This is a genomic window from Streptomyces sp. NPDC046977 (assembly GCF_040644455.1).
Taxonomy (GTDB): domain Bacteria; phylum Actinomycetota; class Actinomycetes; order Streptomycetales; family Streptomycetaceae; genus Actinacidiphila.
In genome coordinates this window covers 55,560-72,980 of sequence record NZ_JBEYWO010000006.1, presented here as the reverse complement: position 1 = coordinate 72,980, position 17,421 = coordinate 55,560, and the positions used below count along the sequence as shown (strand labels likewise).

Below are 17,421 nucleotides of genomic sequence, written 5' to 3'. Positions count from 1 at the left end.
TCGGGAGGACGCAGGGCCACCGCACGGAGGAGCAGGCGGATGGGCTGGAAACGGTTGATCGAGGCCTGGCCGGTGTACCGGCAGCTGACGGGGACGGACCCGCTGGGACGCGGCATGGCGACCCGGTCGAAGCGTTCGGCCGGACTCGGGTCGCGCACCGAGAGCGCCGACCGGGTGGTCGACTCGGTGTGCCCGTACTGCGCGGTCGGCTGCGCGCAGCGCGTCTTCGTCAAGGACGAGCAGGTCATCCAGATCGAGGGCAATCCGGACAGCCCGATCTCCCGCGGCCGGCTGTGCCCGAAGGGCTCGGCCAGCAAGCAGCTCGTGACCGGCCCGCACCGTGAGCAGAAGGTGCTCTACCGGCCGCCGTACGGCACCGCGTGGCAGGAGCTGGACCTGGACGCGGCCATGGACATGATCACCGACCGGGTCCTGGACGCCCGGCGCCGCGGCTGGCAGGAGACCGACGAGCAGGGCAGGAGGCTGCGCCGGACCATGGGCCTGGCGAGCCTCGGCGGCGCCACGCTGGACAACGAGGAGAACTACCTCATCAAGAAGTTGTTCACCGCCATGGGGGCCCTGCAGATCGAGAACCAGGCGCGTATTTGACACTCCGCCACGGTTCCCGGTCTGGGAGCCTCGCTCGGGCGCGGCGGCGCCACCGACTACCTTCAGGACCTGGTCAACACCGACTGCATCATCATCATGGGCTCGAACATGGCCGAGGCCCATCCGGTCGGCTTCCAGTGGGTGACCGAGGCCAAGGCGCGCGGCGCCCGGGTCATCCACATCGACCCGCGGTTCACCCGGACCAGCGCGCACGCCGACCAGCACGTCACGGTGCGCGCCGGCACGGACATCGCGTTCCTCGGCGCCGTGGTCAACCACATCCTCACCAACAACCTGGAGTTCCGGGAGTACGTGCAGGCGTACACCAACGCGCCGTTCCTGCTGAACGAGCGCTACCAGGACACCGAGGACCTGGACGGGCTGTTCAGCGGCTACGACCCGCACACCGCCGCGTACGACGCGTCGAGCTGGTCGTACGCGAGCGTGCGGACGGAGGAGCGGCCGGGCTGCCACGCGAAGGAGACCTCCGAGCCCTACCAGCACGGCGCCAAGGGCCCGTTCGTCGACCCGCCCCCCGGCGAGATCGAGTCCGACCCCACCCTGGAGCATCCGCGGTGCGTGTTCCAGGTGCTCAAGCGGCACTTCTCCCGCTACACCCCGGAGATGGTGGAGCGGGTCTGCGGGGTACCGCGGGACCTGTTCCTGGAGGTGTGCCGGGCCTGGACGGAGAACTCGGGCCGGGAGCGGACCACCGCGCTGGTGTACAGCGTGGGTTGGACCCAGCACTCCGTCGGCGCCCAGTTCATCCGGGCGGGGGCGATCGTCCAGCTCCTGCTGGGCAACATCGGCCGTCCCGGGGCCGGGATCTACGCGCTGCGCGGTCACGCGAGCATCCAGGGCTCGACGGACGTGCCCACCCTGTTCAACCTGCTGCCCGGCTACCTGCCGATGCCCGACGTGGCGCACGAGAACCTGGCCGACTACCTGGACGGCGTCCGCGGCCGGCAGCAGAAGGGGTTCTGGGGCGATGCCGACGCCTACATGGTCTCGCTGCTGAAGGAGTACTGGGGCGACGCGGCGACGGCGGAGAACGACTACTGCTTCGACTACATGCCACGCGTCAACGGGGACCACGGCACCTATCGCACGGTCATGGACATGGTCGACGGGAACAAGGTCTTCGGCTACTTCCTGCTCGGCCAGAACCCCGCGGTCGGCTCGGCCCACGGCCGTCTGCAGCGCCTCGGGATGGCGAACCTGGACTGGCTCGTCGTCCGCGACATCACCATGATCGAGAGCGCCACCTTCTGGAAGGACGCCCCGGAGATCGAGACCGGTGAGATCGTCACCGACCAGTGCCGCACCGAGGTGTTCTTCTTCCCCGCCGCGTCGCACGTGGAGAAGGCCGGCACCTTCACCCAGACCCAGCGGATGCTCCAGTGGCGCGACCAGGCCGTGGCCCCGTCCGGGGACCAGCGCTCCGAACTGTGGTTCTTCTACCAGCTCGGCCTGCGGCTGAAGCAGCGGCTGGCCGGTTCGACCGACGAGCGCGACCGCCCGATCCTGGATCTGGCCTGGGACTACGAGACCGAGGGCGACGAGGCGTCCCCGTCGGACGTGCTGCGCCACATCAACGGCATCGACCTGCGCACCGGCCGCACGGTCGACAGCTACCTGGACCTCAGGGCGGACGGCAGTACGGCGTGCGGCTGCTGGATCTACAGCGGGGTGTACGCCGGGGAGACCAACCAGGCCCGGCGCCGCACACCGCACACGCAGACCGGACCGTACGACCCGGAGTGGGGCTGGACCTGGCCGCTCAACCGCCGCGTCCTGTACAACCGCGCCTCGGCCGACCCGCAGGGGCGGCCCTGGAGCGAGCGGAAGAAGCTCGTGTGGTGGGACGAGGAGGCCGGTGAGTGGACCGGCAACGACACGCCCGACTTCGAGAAGCACAAACCGCCGGACTACCGGCCCCCCGAGGGGGCGTCGGGCCCCGAGGCGCTCGGCGGCAGCGACGCGTTCATCATGATGCGCGACGGGAAGGCCTGGCTGTTCGCCCCGGCGGGGCTGGCGGACGGTCCGCTCCCCACCCACTACGAGCCTCACGAGTCGCCGATGCGCAACCTGCTCCACGGCCAGCAGGGCAATCCGGTGCGGAAGGTGTACGGGCGGCCGGACAACCCGTCCAACCCGGCACCCCCCGAGGCGCACAGCGCGGTGTTCCCCTTCGTGTTCACCGCGGCGCGGCTGACCGAGCACCACACCGCGGGCGCCATGAGCCGGCAACTGCCCTATCTGGCCGAGCTCCAGCCGGAGCTGTTCGTGGAGGTGTCGCCGGAACTCGCGGCCGAACGCGGCCTGCGGCACCTTGACTGGGCGCACGTGATCACCAGCAGGACCGCCGTCGACGCCCGTGTGGTCGTCACCGACCGGATGGCGCCGCTGCGCCTGGACGGGCGCGTCGTCCACCAGGTCTGGATGCCCTACCACTGGGGCTCGACCGGGCTCACCAAGGGCGACGTGGTCAACGACCTGATCGGCGTGGTGTGCGACCCGAACGTGTTCATCCAGGAGAGCAAGGTGCTGACCTGCGACGTGCGGCCCGGGCGCCGGCCGCGCGGTCCCGCCCTGCTCGACTACGTCGCCGACTACCGCCGCCGGGCCGGCATCACCACGGAGACCGGCACCCGCATAGCGACAACGGGCGGCCACGCCCAGCGGGCCCACACCGAACCGGATCCGCCCAAGGAGCCGTCATGACCCACGAGCAGAGCCTGTTCGGACCGCTCGCGGACCCCGCGGGGGACGCGGGCCATCGCGACCACCCGCCCCGGGTGGGCTTCTTCACCGACACCTCCGTGTGCATCGGCTGCAAGGCCTGCGAGGTGGCGTGCAAGGAGTGGAACGCGGTCCCCGAGGACGGCATCGACCTGCTGGGCATGTCGTTCGACAACACCGGCATGCTGGGCGCCAGTTCGTGGCGGCACGTCGCGTTCATCGAGCAGCAGCGCCCGCTGGGGCAGCAGGACGCGGGTCTGTCCGGACTCCCCGTGGGCCCCAGCAGCGTCGACGGCACGACAGAGGTGGTGGCCGACGCCCTGGAGGTCGCCAAGCGCGGCGGCGGCGACCTGGGCACCGCGCCGGTGGACCTGGGGTTCCCCTCCTTCGACCTGCCCGGCGCCGCAGCCGGCGCCGAGAACCGCACCCAGTTCCGGTGGCTGATGTCCTCCGACGTGTGCAAGCACTGCACGCACGCCGGATGCCTGGACGTGTGCCCCACCGGGGCGCTGTTCCGCACCGAGTTCGGAACCGTCGTGGTGCAGCCCGACATCTGCAACGGCTGCGGCTACTGCGTGTCCGGCTGCCCCTACGGCGTCATCGACCGGCGGCCGGACGACGGACGCGCCTGGAAGTGCACCATGTGCTACGACCGGCTGCGCGACGGCATGGAACCGGCCTGCGCCAAGGCCTGCCCGACGGACTCCATCCAGTTCGGCCCGCTGGACGAGCTGCGCGAACGCGCCGACCGGCGCCTGGCGGCACTCCACGAGGCCGGGGTGGCCGAGGCCCAGTTGTACGGCCGCGATCCCGACGACGGCGTGGGCGGCGACGGCGCGTTCTTCCTGCTGCTGGACGACCCGGAGGTCTACGGGTTCCCGCCGGACCCGATCGTGCCCACGCGCGACCTGGTGTCGACGTGGAAGACCGTGGGCGTGGCCGCCTCGGCGATGCTGGTCGCCTCGGCCGCCGTCTTTCTGCGCGGGGGGCGGCGATGAGCGCCGAGGGGACGGCCCCGGGCGAGGAGCACCGCCCCCGCGGCCGGGGCCGCGACCACGACGGCAGCCGCGAGCAGCCCATGGTGCCGCGCGCCGACTTCCGCTCCTACTACGGGCGGCCGGTGCTGAAGCCGCCGGTGTGGGAATGGAAGATCCCGGCGTACCTCTTCACCGGCGGGCTGTCGGCCGGCGCCGCCCTGATGGGCGCGGGCGCCGATCTGACGGGACGCCCCGAACTGCGCCGGGCGAGCCGCATCGGCGGCTTCGGCGCACTGCTCGTGAGCATGTACCTGCTGATCGCGGACCTCGGGCGGCCCGAGCGCTTCCACCACATGCTGCGCGTGGCGAAACCCACCTCCCCCATGTCGGTGGGCACCTGGGTCCTCGTCGCCTACGGTCCCGGCAGCGCGCTCGCGGCCACGGCCGAGGTCCTGCCCGCTTCCGTGTGTGCGACCCTGCCGGGCCGGCTGCTGCGGGCGGCGGCGCGGCCTGCCGGGCTGTCCGCGGCCCTCTTCGCCCCCGGGGTCGCCTCGTACACGGCGGCACTGCTCTCCCAGACGGCGGTACCCGCCTGGCACGGTGCCCGCCGGGAACTGCCGTTCGTGTTCACCGGCTCCGCCGCGGCGAGCGGCGGCGGCCTCGGCATGCTGACGGCGCCGGTGGCCGAGGCGGGACCCGCCCGGCGCATCGCCGTGATCGGCGCGGCGGCCGAGATCGTCGCGTCCCGGCTGATCGACCGGCGGCCGGGCTTCGTGACGCAGGCGTACACCACCGGCCATCCGCACCACCTTCGCAGGGCGTCCGAGTACCTCACCCTGGGCGGCGCGCTCACCGCGCTCACCCTCGCCCGCCGCAGCCGCGTCGCGGCCGCCGTGGGCGGACTGGCGCTGCTCGCCGGCAGCGCGCTGCAGCGCTTCGGCACCTTCGAGGCGGGCGTGACGTCCACGAAGGACCCCGCCTACGTGGTCGAGCCGCAGCGCGAGCGGCTCGACGCCAGGGCCGAAGGCGGCCGCACTGGGACCTGACGGTTCCGGGCCGTCGGCGGGCGACTTCGGCCTGCGCGGCGGGACCGCCCGGCAAACACGGTCCCGGGTCGGCGGCCTCCTGACGGGCCGTCCCGAGTGAGTGAAGCGGTCGATGCCCGCGGGGTAGTCGACGGTGAACTCCCGAGTGGCCGGATCCGGGATGTCGACGCCGTTGCTCCGCATGCACCGCGCGTATTTCGTGCCCGTCGCCTCACTCCGGTCCTTGAAGGTCGGGGCGGCGGGTCTTGCTCCTGGCCACCGTCGACGGGCGTCGGCCCGGCGTCAGTGAGGGCTTCACGCTCGGAGAGGCTGCCCGCTTCATGCGGTCGCTCGGCGCGGCGTGCGTGGCCCGGAACCGTCAGGTCCCGGTGCGGCCACCACCGGCACGGGAGCGACAGCGGCCGACACGGCCCGGCCGCCTCCGCCGTGCAACCGCGAGCGGCGCCGCTGAGCTGAGGCGCGCGGGCCGCGCACGGGCCCTCGCTGAGGACGGCGCCCCGCCGCGGAGGCCGCCGAGGCCGACGGGACAGGCGCTCCCGGCATCGCGGACGGGCCCCTCCGCACAGAGGGAACCGGTGTGGCGCGGGCACCCCTGGCCAGGACCCCCGTAATCTGACGGAGCTTCAGGGGGGCCCGAGCGAAGGTGCACCAGATGGACCGCGAGCACGCCTCCGCCGCGCCGCCCGACGAGCGGCGCCGACTGCCGCGCACCGACGCGCTGTTGGCGGACCCCCGGCTCGTCTCGGCGGCGGAGCGGCTGGGACGGGGTCTGGTGAAGGACGTGGTCGCGCGGGTGCAGGAGCGGGCGCGGGCGGGCGAGGTGCCCGTCGCCGACGTCGCCGAGCACGCCGTGGCAGCGCTGCCGGCCACCGCCGCGGGACTGCGGCCGGTCCTCAACGCCACCGGGGTGTTGCTGCACACCAACCTCGGCCGGGCCCCGCTGTCGGCCGCCGCCCGCGAGGCCGTCTTGGCCGCGGCCGGGACCACGGACGTGGAACTGGACCTGGCCACCGGCGGGCGCTCCCGGCGGGGACGGTCCGCGCTGGAGGCCCTGCTGCGGCACGTGCCGGAGGCGGAGGCCGCCCATGTGGTCAACAACGGCGCGGCAGCGCTCGCGCTGGCCGCGACCGCGCTCGCCCAGGGCCGGGAGATCGTCGTCAGCCGCGGCGAACTCGTGGAGATCGGCGACGGCTTCCGCCTGCCCGACCTGCTGGTCTCCACCGGCGCCCGGCTGCGGGAGGTCGGCACCACCAACCGCACCACGCCGGAGGACTACGCGGCGGCCCTCGGGCCGGACACCGGCTTCGTGCTCAAGGTGCACCCGTCCAACTTCCGCGTCACGGGCTTCACACGCGAGGCCGGGGTCACCGAACTGGCCCGGCTCGGCGTGCCCGTGGTCGCCGACATCGGCTCCGGCCTCCTCGCGCCGGAACCGGCGCTGCCCGACGAGCCCGACGCCGCGACCTGGCTGCGCGCGGGGGCGTCCCTCGTCACCGCGAGCGGCGACAAACTGCTCGGCGGCCCGCAGTGCGGGCTGCTGCTCGGCCGAGCCGGCCTGGTCGAACGGATGGCCCGTCACCCGCTGGCCCGCGCGCTGCGGGTGGACAAGCTCACCCTCGCCGCGCTGGAAGCGACGGTCCGCGGACCCGCGACCCCGACCCGTACGGCGCTGCACGCCGACCCCGCGCGGCTGCGGGAGCGCGCCGAACGGCTGGCGGAGCAGTTGCGTGCGCAGGGCCTCGACAGCAGGGCCGTCGGCACGCGGGCGGTGGTCGGCGGCGGAGGGGCGCCGGGGGTCACGCTGCCCAGCGCCGCCGTGTCCCTGCCCGCCGCCTACGCGGCCCGGCTGCGGCGGGCCGACCCCGCCGTGCTGGCCCGGGTCGAGGACGGCAGGTGCCTGCTGGACCTGCGGGCGCTGCCGGAGGACGCCGACGGGGTGCTGGCGGCCGTCGTGCGCCGTTCCGGCCCCGGGCCGGACGGGGAGTCCTGAGGATGCGCGTCGTCGCCACCGCCGGCCATGTCGACCACGGCAAGTCCGCACTGCTGCGGGCCCTGACCGGGATGGAGCCCGACCGCTGGGCGGAGGAGCGGCGGCGCGGCATGACCCTGGACCTCGGGTTCGTGTGGACGCGGCTGCCGGACGCCGGGGACATCGCCTTCGTCGACGTGCCCGGCCACGAGCGCCTGGTGGGCAACATGCTGGCCGGGGTCGGGCCGGTGCCCGCCGTCGTCTTCGTCGTCGCCGCCGACCAGGGGTGGCAGCCGCAGTCGGAGGAGCACTTGGCGGTGCTGGACGCCCTCGGGGTGCGGCACGGTGTCCTCGCCGTCTCCCGCTGCGACCTCGCGGACCCCGGCACGACACGGAAGCAGGCCCTGGCCAGGATCGCGGAGTCCTCGCTCGGCGACGTGGACTGCGTGGCCGTGAGCAGCGTGACCGGCCAGGGCCTCGACGAGCTGCGGGCGGCGCTGGCCCGGCTGGCCCACGCACTGCCCGCCCCAGACCGTACCGCCGACGTCCGGCTGTGGGTCGACCGGGCGTTCACGGTGCGGGGCCGGGGCACCGTGGTCACGGGCACGCTCGGGGCGGGCGCCGTGCGGGTCGGCGACCACCTCCACCAGGCGCGGAGCGGAAAACCCGTACGGGTGCGCGGACTTGAGTCCCTCAAGGAGCCGCGGGAGGAGGTCGGGGCGGTCGCGCGGGTCGCGGTCAACGTGACCGGTCCCGGGTCCGCCGACCTGCGCCGGGGCGACGCACTGCTGACCCCGGACCGCTGGCTGACGACCGATCAGGTGGACGTGGCACTGCGCGGCGACTCCGCTCGGGAGCTGCCCCGCGAGCTGACCCTGCACGCGGGGTCCGCGGCGGTCCCGGTGACGGTCCGTCCGCTGGGCGACGACACGGCACGCCTGCGGCTGGCCGCGCCGCTGCCGCTGCGCGTCGCCGACGTCGCGCTGCTGCGCGATCCGGGGCGGCATCGCGTGGCCGCGGGGATCACCGTCCTCGACGTACGGCCGCCCCGCCTGACCCGCCGGGGAGCGGCGGCGGCGCGGGCGGCCGACCTGCGGTGCGCGTCCGGGCCCGCCGACGGGGCGGCCGAACTGCGCCGCCGGGGACTGGTGCGCCGCCAGGAACTGCTGGCCATGGGCGTGCTCCCGCCGTCCGAAGCCGTGGCCGGGGACTGGCTCGCGGACCCGGCCCACTGGGCGGACCTGCGCGAGCGGCTGCGCCGGGCCGTCGACGACCACGCCGAGCGCCACCCCCTGGAACCGGGCATGCCGCTGGAGGCGGCCCGTCAGGTGCTCGGCCTGCCGGACCGCTCCCTGGTCGAGGCGCTGCTGACGTCCGAGCCCGGGCTGCGCCACAGCGACGGGCGACTGTACGGCGGCCAGGGCCGACCTGCGCTCCCGCCCCCTGTGGCCGCTGCCGTGGACGCGGTCCGCGCCGATCTGGCCCGTACGCCGTTCCGCGCCCCCGAGGCCGACCGGCTGGCGGAGCTCGGGCTGACCCCGAAACTGCTGGCGGCCGCCGAGGCGGCGGGGGCGCTGCTGCGGATCGGCGAGGGCATCGTGCTGCTGCCGGGCGCCGACGCGCGGGCCGCGGACATCCTGGCGCGGCTGGAGCAGCCGTTCAGCGCGAGCGAGGCGCGCCGCGCCCTCGACACCACGCGGCGGGTCGCGATCCCGCTGCTGGAACACCTCGACCGGCACGGCCGCACGGTGCGGCTCGAAGGGGCGCTTCGGCGCTGCCGCGCGGCGGGCCCGACGCCGGACCAGGACGGGGCGGACGCGGGATGAGCCCTCCGGGTGCGACGTGCCGGCGGAGACGGACGGGAATCGAACCCGCCTGCCCGAGTTGCTCGGACACCTCGGTTTTGAAGACCGGGAGGGCCACCAGGCACCTGTACGTCTCCCTGCGGCGCCGTTCCGGCCACGCGCCCATCCGAACCCGCGGCCCCCGGGCCTGTCAACGCGCCACACGGCGCACCCTGCCACGAAAGGAACGACGCACCATGACGGAGACCGACGTCCGCCGGACCGGCGTGCGGCTGACCCAGTACGCCCACGGCGGCGGCTGCGCCTGCAAGATCCCGCCCGGCGAGCTGGAGGAGATCGTGGCCGGGCTGGCCTCCCGGGCGGGGACGGACGGCGGCACCGCGGCCGGCCTGCTCGTGGGGCTCGACAGCGGCGACGACGCCGCCGTCGTCCGCCTGCCGAACGGTCCCGGCGCGCCCGCGGTGGTCGCCACCGCGGACTTCTTCACGCCGGTCGTCGACGACGCCTACGACTGGGGGCGCATCGCCGCCGCCAACGCGCTGTCCGACGTCTACGCGATGGGCGGCACGCCCCTCGTGGCCGTCAACCTCCTGTGCTGGCCACGTGAGGTGCTGCCCTTCGACCTGGCCGCGGAGGTGCTCCGGGGCGGTGCGGACGTCGCCGCACAGGCGGGCTGCCTCGTGGCCGGCGGGCACAGCGTCGACGACCCGGAACCCAAGTACGGCATGGCGGTGACCGGCACCGCCGACCCGTCCCGTCTGCTGCGCAACGACGCCGGGCGGCCCGGCATGCCGCTGTCGCTCACCAAGCCGCTGGGGCTGGGCGTGCTCAACAACCGCCACAAGGCGACCGGGGAGGTCTTCCCGCAGGCGGTGGAGACGATGGTGACGCTCAACCGGGATGCGGCTCAGGCCGCGCTGGCGGCGGGCGCGGTCTGCGCGACCGACGTCACCGGCTTCGGCCTCCTCGGGCACCTGTACAAACTCGCCCGGGCCTCCGGTGTGACGGCGGTGCTCGACCCCTCCGCCGTCCCGTTCCTCGACGGCGCGTGGGAGGCGGCCCGTGCCGGCCACGTCAGCGGCGGCACGCGCCGCAACCTCGACTGGGTCGCCCCCCGTACCGACTTCGGCGCCACCGACGAACTCACCCGGCTCCTCCTCGCCGACGCCCAGACCTCCGGCGGACTCCTGATCGCCGGCGAAGTACCGGGCGCCCCCATCGTCGGAGAACTGGTACCGGCAGGCCCGAACCGCCTGGTCGTCCGCTGAGGCGGGTCAGAAGGTCAGTGGTCGAGCACCCGGTAGCTGAGGGCGGGGAAAGCGAAGGCGGCCGTGTGGAGGCTGCCGAGGACGAAGACGGTGTCGCCGCTGCTGCCCGGGGTGCCGGGACGGCAGCCGGGGTTGAAGTAGACGGCGATGTCGGTGCCGGACAGGTTCTGCGCGGAGAGCGCGGGACTCGGGAGGGCCTGGCAGGCGGTGCCGCCGAGGTCCGCGGTCATCGCGGACCCGCTCCGGCCGGCGCCGGTGTAGAAGACGGCGTCCGGGGAGGTCGCCGCTCCGGCGGGCTGCACGGAGCCGGCGAAGGCCAGCAGCGCGGTACCGAGGAGGCCCGCGGCGACACCGGTGAGCGGGCGTGTCCTGGAACTGGTCATGCGATCCGCCTTGTGTCCGTGGGGGGGTGGGCTGTCACAGCGATGGTGTGACACTGCTGTCGCACCGTCACAACATCGCCGATTATTGCCCGTTCAACCATGCGGACGACAGGTCAGATCAAGCCGTCCGGGCGGGGACACCGCGCCGTCAGCGGATCCGGACGCCCGCGCGGAAGACCGCGTGCACGTCGTGGAGGGCGCCGAGGTCCCGCAGCGGATCGCCGGCGACCGCCAGGAAATCGGCGTCGGCGCCCGCCTGGATCCGGCCCTTCCTGCCCTCGACCCCGCACGCCGCGGCGGCCTCACTGGTGATGGCCTTCAGCGACTCCAGGGGCGTCATCCCGAGTTCCACGAGTTCGCCGGCGCTGTACGGCAGCACGTTGTGCGGTTTGTGGGGCGCCACGCCGCCGCCGGAGGTGACGACCACGCGCGCGCCCAGCCGCACCAGGGAACCCGACGCCGCCCGGATGCCGTCGGCGCGCAGCGCGAGGCCGTCGAAACCGGTCCTGACGGGCTCGCCCCGCCGGCCCAGGGGCAGGCCGACGAAGGTGCCGCTGCCCGCGATGCGGGCCATGAGTTCCAGGTCGCGGGTGACGCCCCACTCCTCCCAGAAGCTCACGTACCCCAGGATGTCCACGCCCGCGGCCAGCGCGTCCCGTATGGAGGTCGTCGCGTGCGCGTGCGCCGCGACGGGCAGGCCGAGGCGGTGCGCCTCCTCGACGACGGTGCGCAGTTCGGTCACCGAGAACTGCGGGAGATGGGCCCGCGAACCGTACGTCATGGCCCCGCCGCTGGCGAGGATCCCCACCACGGCGCAGCCGCGGGCGTGCCGCTCCCGCACCGCCTCGATCAGGGCGGCCTCGCCCGAGACGGCTCCGCCGAGGAAGTGGCACTGACCGCCGGGCGTGGTGATCGGCGGCCCGGACGCCAGGATCTCGGGGCCGAGGTGCGGCGCCCGCAGGGTCTCGTCCGCGAGCGTCAGGGACAGGAAGTTCCGGTCGCCCAGGTCCCGGGCGGTCGTGATGCCGGCGAGCAGCGCCTCGTGGGCCGCCGCGCGCATGCGCGTCAGCACCTGGTCGTCGTCCTCGGCCACGAGCGAGGCGACCGGGTGCGTGCTCGCGTCGAACGACAGGTGGAGACCGGACTCGACGAGCCCCGGCAGAAGGCAGACGTCGGCGCCCAGGTCGATCACATGGGTGTCCTGCGGCACCGAGCCGGTGCGGTCCACGGCGACGATCCTGCCGCGCCGGACGTGCACCGTCACGGGGCCCGACACGGAGAAGCCGTCGAACATCGCCTCGGCCCGTACGGCGTGGCAGTCCGGCAGGACCTGGTGACGCGGCACCCGGTCCCTTCCCGTCGGCCGGGACCTGCCTCTTACGTCTCCTCGCACCACCATGTCGCGCTCCCTACCGCAGGGCACATCCGTGCCCCGCCCCCGTTGACACTGCCGCCGCCCGCGGGGACCTGTGGCGCCCGCGGACACGAGGCCCGCGCCGCCGACCACGACGCCCGGGGCCGTGCTCCGGACGTTCCGGCTCCGGCCGCGCGCCCTCGGTCGCCCCCGGCCGGCCGGTTCTCCACCGTCGGCCAGTGAGACGATGTCCAACCCTATACACGCTTCAGTGACACTCAAAGCGCTGAACGCGAGGCACACACCTTCACTCGTTCTGCACACCGTGTGCGGCCGGCGGAGACGTTCCCAGGAATGCCGGGGCCGGGACGGCGCCCTTCACAGCGCCATGGAGGGCAGGTGCAAGCCGCTGTTCAACGCCCGAGAGGGGCGTGTACACCGAGAGTTCCCCGCGGACGTGACAGGGCGGCCGCGGCGCCCGGTCCGCCGGAACCACGTTGTACGATCACATGACGACAACAGCACTCCGGCAGTGTGTTCACCTACGACAGGGGGAGGACCGCAGGGGCGACCACGTTCACCGCACCGGGACGCACGGGACGGTCAGGTGGCGGCACGGTACAGGCCGCGGCCGGCACGTTGCGCGCGGGACGCGCCGACCAGCCGGTCGAGGGTGCTGCGCACGGCGTTGATGCTGCCCGCGTTCGCGTCCCGGCCGAGGGCGGCGGCGACGTCGCGGGCGCGGACCTCGGCGCCGTCGGTGGTCGCCAGGTACTCCAGGATCTGCTCGGTGAGCCTGCCGTAGCCCGGCTGCGCGGTCGCGTGGGTGTCGTCGTCGCCCTCCGTGCCCGGTTCGCCGGGTTCCGCCTCCGGCGCGACCTTGACCGCCTCGGCGGCGGACTTCGGCGTGAGGTCGGTGTAGCGGCCGACGAGGGACGACGGGGCGGCGGACCTGGGGCGCCCGATCGTGGCGGTGTCGGGGACGGCCGACGGCATGAGCTTGCGGAGGGCGTCCAGTGCCTTGTGCACGGAGCAGAGGTGCGCCGCGACGGCGGCCAACTCGCGTTCGAGTCCCTGCTTCTGGGCCTCGAGCCGCTCCGCCTCGTCCCTGAGGGCCGCTGCCGTGGCCTCAATGTCCCGGGGGGTGTGCGTCATTGAGTCCAGGTGTCCTCTCGTCCTCGACCGGTCGGCAGCTTCCAATATGGCACGTTCCGGCGTTCCCGATATCCGTCGTGGCGGGTAAAGCCACAACGGATGAACACCCGCACGCCGGATGACAGATTAGTACGCCGAAGTGTGAGGTGATCACAACAGATCGTCCCGGATCCGTTGCCCGAGAAATCGTTACCATCGGCTCGATGTGACGCATCTCGCAAGCGCGTCCCGCGACACGGCGGGACACCGACATCGCAGGTGGGCTGCCCGCACGGCGGACACGCCCGCACCGCGCCCCGGCTCCCCCCGCCTTCCCGTCGCATCGCAATGCGCCGGCGTCCCCGGATCCGGCCGATCCGCTTCCTCTCTTTTTGTTGGGCGATGTCGTTCACATACGCGTTCCAGAGGATCGTTGCCGCCCACAAATGAACGCGCGCGACAGAATGCACACGGCTGTCGTGAAGGCCCGGACACGCTCCCGGAAGGCACGGTGGAAGCGGGCCCCGCGGCCCTCACCGCGGCACACCGGCGCGACTGACGAACCGTCACTTCGCAGCGGGCGCGGCGGACAGCCGTCTGCGCTTGTCACCGAGGTTTCTCCCACGGGCCCTTGGCGGTTGACGTGCGCGTCTCCGCACGGGGCTGGGATGACGTTCGATCGCGGCGCCCGGAGTTCCGGCGCCGTGGAGGACCGTACGTCAGGAGAGGCATGTCCGTCACAGCCGAGAAGACGCGCCGCGCAACGGGCCGGGTACGGCACGGAGCCTGGGGAGGGGCCGCCCTGGGCGCCGCCCTCGCCCTGGTGGCGCTGGTCCCGCCCGCGACGGCCGGGGCGTCGTCCAACGCGTCCCAGGTGTCCGCCCCGCACAGGATCGCGTGGACCACGCAGAACGTGGCCCCCGGCGTCCAGGTCCGCACCGGGGTGCTCGACGACGCCGACGCCGCCGGGGTGTGGACGGTCACCGTGCAGGCGCCCGCCGTCAACCGCCTCACCGGTGCCGCCACGTGGGCCCCGCTCGGGGACCGCACCTGGGCCGACACCACCGCGGCGCGCCTGCGCGACGCCGGTTTCGAGCCCCGCCTGGAGCGCGTGGCGTGGGACGACTACTCCGACACCCCGCACGGCACGATGGGCTGGCAGGTCAGGGTCGGCCGGTTCGCCACCCAGGCCGCGGCGGGCACCACCAACTCCGGGATGACCGGCGCCGGTTTCCGCACGTCCGTCGAGTGGACCGGCTACGACGGCCGGCAGGCCGCCGACGGGGAGCGCATCCACGTCGCCGTCCTCGACCCGTCCCGGCTGCGCGGGACGATCGAGGTCAGCGACGGCGGCAACGCGGCGGACCGGGAGAAGACCTCCACGGTGGCCGGCCGGCTCGGTTCGCTGATCGGCGTCAACGGCGGCTTCTTCATCACCTCGGACGCCGACGGCGTCCAGGGCACGATGGCGGGCCTGTCCGCCGTGCACGGCGAGCTGGAGTCCATGGCCGTCGGTTCGCGCGCCGCGCTGATCCTCGGTGACGGGGGCCGGCGGCCGCGCATCGCCGACCTGTCGACCACCGTGACGGTGCGCTCCGGCAGCGCCTCGTACGCGGTGCAGGGCATCAACCGCGTCCCGGGCAAGCTCCGCAACTGCGGCCGTCCGGGCGCGGTTCCCACCGAGCAGCCGCGGCACGACACCACCTGCACGCTGGCGGACGACCTGGTGAAGTTCACCCCGGCCTTCCGGGCCGCGCTTCCCACGGGCGCGGGCACCCAGGTGGTCCTGGACAAGCGGGGCGTCGTCGTCTCCGCCGGTGCGCGCGGCGGTTCGGTGCCGGAGGACGGCTCGGTCCTCCAGGGCACCGGCGCGGCGGCGGACTGGCTGAACGGCCACGCGGCGACCGGCCGGCGGCTGTCGCTGAGCGAGGTCGTCCGGGACTCCTCCGGGCGGCAGGTCCGGCTCGGCCCCGACGACAGCATCGTGAGCGCGGCGCCGACCCTGGTGCAGAACGGGCGCGTCCACATCGACGCCGCGACCGAGGGCACGCTCGACCCGCGCGACCTGTCCTTCGGTTTCGCCTGGTCCAACGTCCGCCAGCCGCGCACCCTCGCGGGGATCGACCGGCACGGACGACTGCTCCTGGTCACCGTCGACGGGCGCCAGCCCGGCGTCAGTGAGGGCTTCACGCTGGGCGAGGCCGCCCGCTTCATGCGGTCGCTCGGCGCGGTCCAGGCCCTCAACCTCGACGGCGGCGGCTCCTCGGCGATGACGGTCAAGGGCGCCCTCGTCAACGTCACCTCCGACGCGACGGGTGAGCGCGCGGTCGGCGACACGATCCAGGTGCTCCCGGAGACGGGCCGGCACTGACCTCCGAAGGGTCCCCGGGGCGGCGTCCGCAAGGGCGCCGCCCCGCTGTGCCGTCAGCGCGACTGCACCGGGAAGAGCATGCAGCTGCTGGTCGCGTGCGCGAGCAACCGGTCCTGGGCGTCGAACAGTTCGGCCTGGGCGAGGGCGGTGCGGCGGCCCTGGTTGAGAACGCCGCCGACGGCGCGCACCTTGCCGGTGTCCACGCTCATCGGGCGCAGGAACTTCAGGTTCAGGTCGAGCGAGGTGTATCCCGTGCCGGCGGGCAGGACGGACTGCACGGCGCAGCCCGCGGCCGAGTCCAGGAGCGTGGCGTAGACGCCGCCGTGGACACTGCCGATGGGGTTGTAGTGCTCCTCCCCCGGTTCCATGGTGAAGACGGCACGGCCGAACTCGACCTGTTGCAGAGTGATTCCGAGCGTCGCGGCGATGGGCGGGGCGGGCAGGCGTCCGGCCACGATGTCCTGGAGGAAGTCCAGTCCGCTGCGCTGCCCGACGGCGGCCGCGGAGACGCTCGGGTCCTTCCACTCGAACGTACGTGACCGGGTCATGACGGCCCTCTCCCTCTCTCCAGCTGACTTCGGCATCCGAAGTTAGAGGGTCGCACATCTGGCTGTCAATGCCGAAGCCAGCTTACGATGACGGGCATGACCTGGCTGGAGACCAGCACCGAGAACTGCACCGTGCAACGCACCCTCGACCTGATCGGCGAGAAATGGTCGCTGCTGGTGCTGCGCGAGGCGATGAACGGCGTGCACCGCTTCGACGACTTCCGCCGGCACATGGGCCTGTCCGAGGCGGTGCTCGCGGACCGGCTGCGCAAGCTCGTCGCCGCCGGGATCCTCGACACGGTCCCGTACCGCGAGCCGGGCAGCCGCACCCGGCACGAGTACCGCCTGACCCGCAAGGGCTGGGACCTGTGGCCCGCGATGATCGCCCTCAAGCAATGGGGCGACCGCTACACCGCGGATCCCGAGGGACCGCCCCTGGAGGTGGTGCACCGCGAGTGCGGCGCACCGGTGGAGGCGGTTGTCGTCTGCACGGACGGCGACGGGCCGCTGACACCCCGTCAGGCGGCCACGCGGCCCGGGGCATCGGCCCGCGCGGCCACCTGACACGGGGCTGCCCGTGCCCGGACCTGACAGGTCCGGGCACGGGCCGGGTGCTGCTCAGCGATCACCGGAAGCCGTAGCCACCGAAGCCGCCGAAGCCGCCGTAACCCCCGTAGCCTCCGAAGCCGTAGCCTCCGAAGCCGCCGTAACCTCCGTAGCCGCCGAAGCCACGGTAACCGCCGTAGCCTCCCCAGCCGCGGCCCCAGCCGCCACCCCAGCCTCCGCCCCAGCCGCCGCCACCGAAGTGGGCGGACGACACGGTGGCGGGAGCGACCTGCGGAGTGGCGGCGCTGGCCGCGCCGGCGCCGGCGAGTGCGAGAAGCGGTGCCGCCAGGGCGGCCGCGGCGACTCGACGAGTGGTGATGTTCGCGCGCATGGGACTTCCCTTCGGGACGGGAACGTCGGATCGCGGTCCGCGTGGGGCGACCGCTGCCGCACCGGCCCTTACGTGGTGGACCGGTACGACCTGGGCGCTTCGTCCGAGGACGTGGTCCCGCCGTTACAGACGTGACCAATGTGGCCAAAGCCACTAAAAACGCCCAGATATGACCGTGCCACGAGGGGGTCCGGGAGTCAAAAGATAGGCAGGAGGGGCCAAAGCGCCGCCTGGGAACTGGGCTTTCGCCGTATTTGCCACGCTCGGTAGCAAGTTGA

At 73.7% G+C, this 17,421-nt stretch carries 13 protein-coding genes and 1 tRNA gene; 8 read left to right on the top strand and 6 right to left on the bottom strand.

Annotated elements, in window-relative coordinates:
* The first annotated feature begins 39 nt into the window (after window positions 1–39).
* From fdh to selB, 5 genes are all read left to right on the top strand, one after another.
* Window positions 40–3,333, top strand: coding sequence for a formate dehydrogenase (gene fdh, locus ABZ883_RS11490; RefSeq protein WP_360905272.1), 3,294 nt, complete (start codon window positions 40–42; stop codon window positions 3,331–3,333).
* Window positions 3,330–4,349 (top strand): 4Fe-4S dicluster domain-containing protein, encoded by a 1,020-nt coding sequence (locus ABZ883_RS11485; protein ID WP_360905270.1) that lies wholly within the window; start codon window positions 3,330–3,332, stop codon window positions 4,347–4,349. The genes fdh and ABZ883_RS11485 overlap by 4 nt, the downstream gene beginning before the upstream one ends.
* Window positions 4,346–5,374: an NrfD/PsrC family molybdoenzyme membrane anchor subunit gene (gene nrfD / locus ABZ883_RS11480; protein ID WP_360905268.1), complete on the top strand. Its 1,029-nt coding sequence runs from the start codon at window positions 4,346–4,348 to the stop codon at window positions 5,372–5,374. The genes ABZ883_RS11485 and nrfD overlap by 4 nt, the downstream gene beginning before the upstream one ends.
* Window positions 5,375–6,026: 652 nt before the next feature.
* Window positions 6,027–7,364 carry an L-seryl-tRNA(Sec) selenium transferase gene (selA, locus tag ABZ883_RS11475; RefSeq protein WP_360905266.1) on the top strand — a complete coding sequence of 446 codons (1,338 nt, stop codon included), beginning with the start codon at window positions 6,027–6,029 and terminating at the stop codon, window positions 7,362–7,364.
* Between the two features lie 2 nt (window positions 7,365–7,366).
* Entirely contained in the window at window positions 7,367–9,169 is a 1,803-nt protein-coding gene (gene selB / locus ABZ883_RS11470) for a selenocysteine-specific translation elongation factor (protein WP_360905263.1), read from the top strand.
* Between the two features lie 23 nt (window positions 9,170–9,192).
* Here the strand turns inward: selB and ABZ883_RS11465 are convergent.
* A tRNA-Sec gene (locus ABZ883_RS11465) sits at window positions 9,193–9,285 on the bottom strand.
* 99 nt (window positions 9,286–9,384) lie between these two features.
* Between ABZ883_RS11465 and selD the strand changes: the two genes are divergently transcribed.
* Window positions 9,385–10,416: a selenide, water dikinase SelD gene (gene selD / locus ABZ883_RS11460; RefSeq protein ID WP_360905261.1), complete on the top strand. Its 1,032-nt coding sequence runs from the start codon at window positions 9,385–9,387 to the stop codon at window positions 10,414–10,416.
* Between the two features lie 14 nt (window positions 10,417–10,430).
* Here the strand turns inward: selD and ABZ883_RS11455 are convergent, their stop codons facing one another.
* The 3 genes from ABZ883_RS11455 to ABZ883_RS11445 form a co-directional block, all read right to left on the bottom strand.
* Entirely contained in the window at window positions 10,431–10,799 is a 369-nt protein-coding gene (locus ABZ883_RS11455; protein ID WP_360905259.1) for a hypothetical protein, read from the bottom strand.
* Window positions 10,800–10,947: 148 nt separating this feature from the next.
* On the bottom strand, window positions 10,948–12,144 hold the full coding sequence (locus tag ABZ883_RS11450) for an amidohydrolase family protein (protein WP_360905257.1): 1,197 nt from the start codon (window positions 12,142–12,144) through the stop codon (window positions 10,948–10,950).
* 612 nt (window positions 12,145–12,756) lie between these two features.
* Window positions 12,757–13,317 (bottom strand): hypothetical protein, encoded by a 561-nt coding sequence (locus ABZ883_RS11445; RefSeq protein WP_360905611.1) that lies wholly within the window; start codon window positions 13,315–13,317, stop codon window positions 12,757–12,759.
* A gap of 700 nt (window positions 13,318–14,017) precedes the next feature.
* Here ABZ883_RS11445 and ABZ883_RS11440 point away from each other — a divergent pair.
* The gene (locus tag ABZ883_RS11440; protein ID WP_360905255.1) at window positions 14,018–15,658 is read left to right on the top strand and encodes a phosphodiester glycosidase family protein; all 1,641 of its coding nucleotides are present in this window, start codon (window positions 14,018–14,020) and stop codon (window positions 15,656–15,658) included.
* A 53-nt stretch (window positions 15,659–15,711) separates the two neighbouring features.
* Here the strand turns inward: ABZ883_RS11440 and ABZ883_RS11435 are convergent, their stop codons facing one another.
* A complete protein-coding gene (locus tag ABZ883_RS11435; protein ID WP_360905253.1) occupies window positions 15,712–16,206 on the bottom strand; it encodes a PaaI family thioesterase in 495 nt (164 codons plus the stop codon).
* 96 nt (window positions 16,207–16,302) lie between these two features.
* Between ABZ883_RS11435 and ABZ883_RS11430 the strand changes: the two genes are divergently transcribed.
* A complete protein-coding gene (locus tag ABZ883_RS11430; RefSeq protein WP_360905251.1) occupies window positions 16,303–16,770 on the top strand; it encodes a helix-turn-helix domain-containing protein in 468 nt (155 codons plus the stop codon).
* A gap of 61 nt (window positions 16,771–16,831) precedes the next feature.
* Here the strand turns inward: ABZ883_RS11430 and ABZ883_RS11425 are convergent, their stop codons facing one another.
* Window positions 16,832–17,143, bottom strand: coding sequence for a hypothetical protein (locus ABZ883_RS11425; RefSeq protein ID WP_360905249.1), 312 nt, complete (start codon window positions 17,141–17,143; stop codon window positions 16,832–16,834).
* Window positions 17,144–17,421 lie beyond the last annotated feature (278 nt).

Coding starts and splice junctions, on each gene's coding strand:
- ABZ883_RS11425 (WP_360905249.1), bottom strand. CDS start 17,143: ATGCGCGCGAACATCACCACTCGTCGAGTCGCCGCGGCCGCCCTGGCG.
- ABZ883_RS11440 (WP_360905255.1), top strand. CDS start 14,018: ATGTCCGTCACAGCCGAGAAGACGCGCCGCGCAACGGGCCGGGTACGG.
- ABZ883_RS11430 (WP_360905251.1), top strand. CDS start 16,303: ATGACCTGGCTGGAGACCAGCACCGAGAACTGCACCGTGCAACGCACC.
- ABZ883_RS11455 (WP_360905259.1), bottom strand. CDS start 10,799: ATGACCAGTTCCAGGACACGCCCGCTCACCGGTGTCGCCGCGGGCCTC.
- selA (WP_360905266.1), top strand. CDS start 6,027: ATGGACCGCGAGCACGCCTCCGCCGCGCCGCCCGACGAGCGGCGCCGA.
- ABZ883_RS11435 (WP_360905253.1), bottom strand. CDS start 16,206: ATGACCCGGTCACGTACGTTCGAGTGGAAGGACCCGAGCGTCTCCGCG.
- selB (WP_360905263.1), top strand. CDS start 7,367: ATGCGCGTCGTCGCCACCGCCGGCCATGTCGACCACGGCAAGTCCGCA.
- nrfD (WP_360905268.1), top strand. CDS start 4,346: ATGAGCGCCGAGGGGACGGCCCCGGGCGAGGAGCACCGCCCCCGCGGC.
- selD (WP_360905261.1), top strand. CDS start 9,385: ATGACGGAGACCGACGTCCGCCGGACCGGCGTGCGGCTGACCCAGTAC.
- ABZ883_RS11485 (WP_360905270.1), top strand. CDS start 3,330: ATGACCCACGAGCAGAGCCTGTTCGGACCGCTCGCGGACCCCGCGGGG.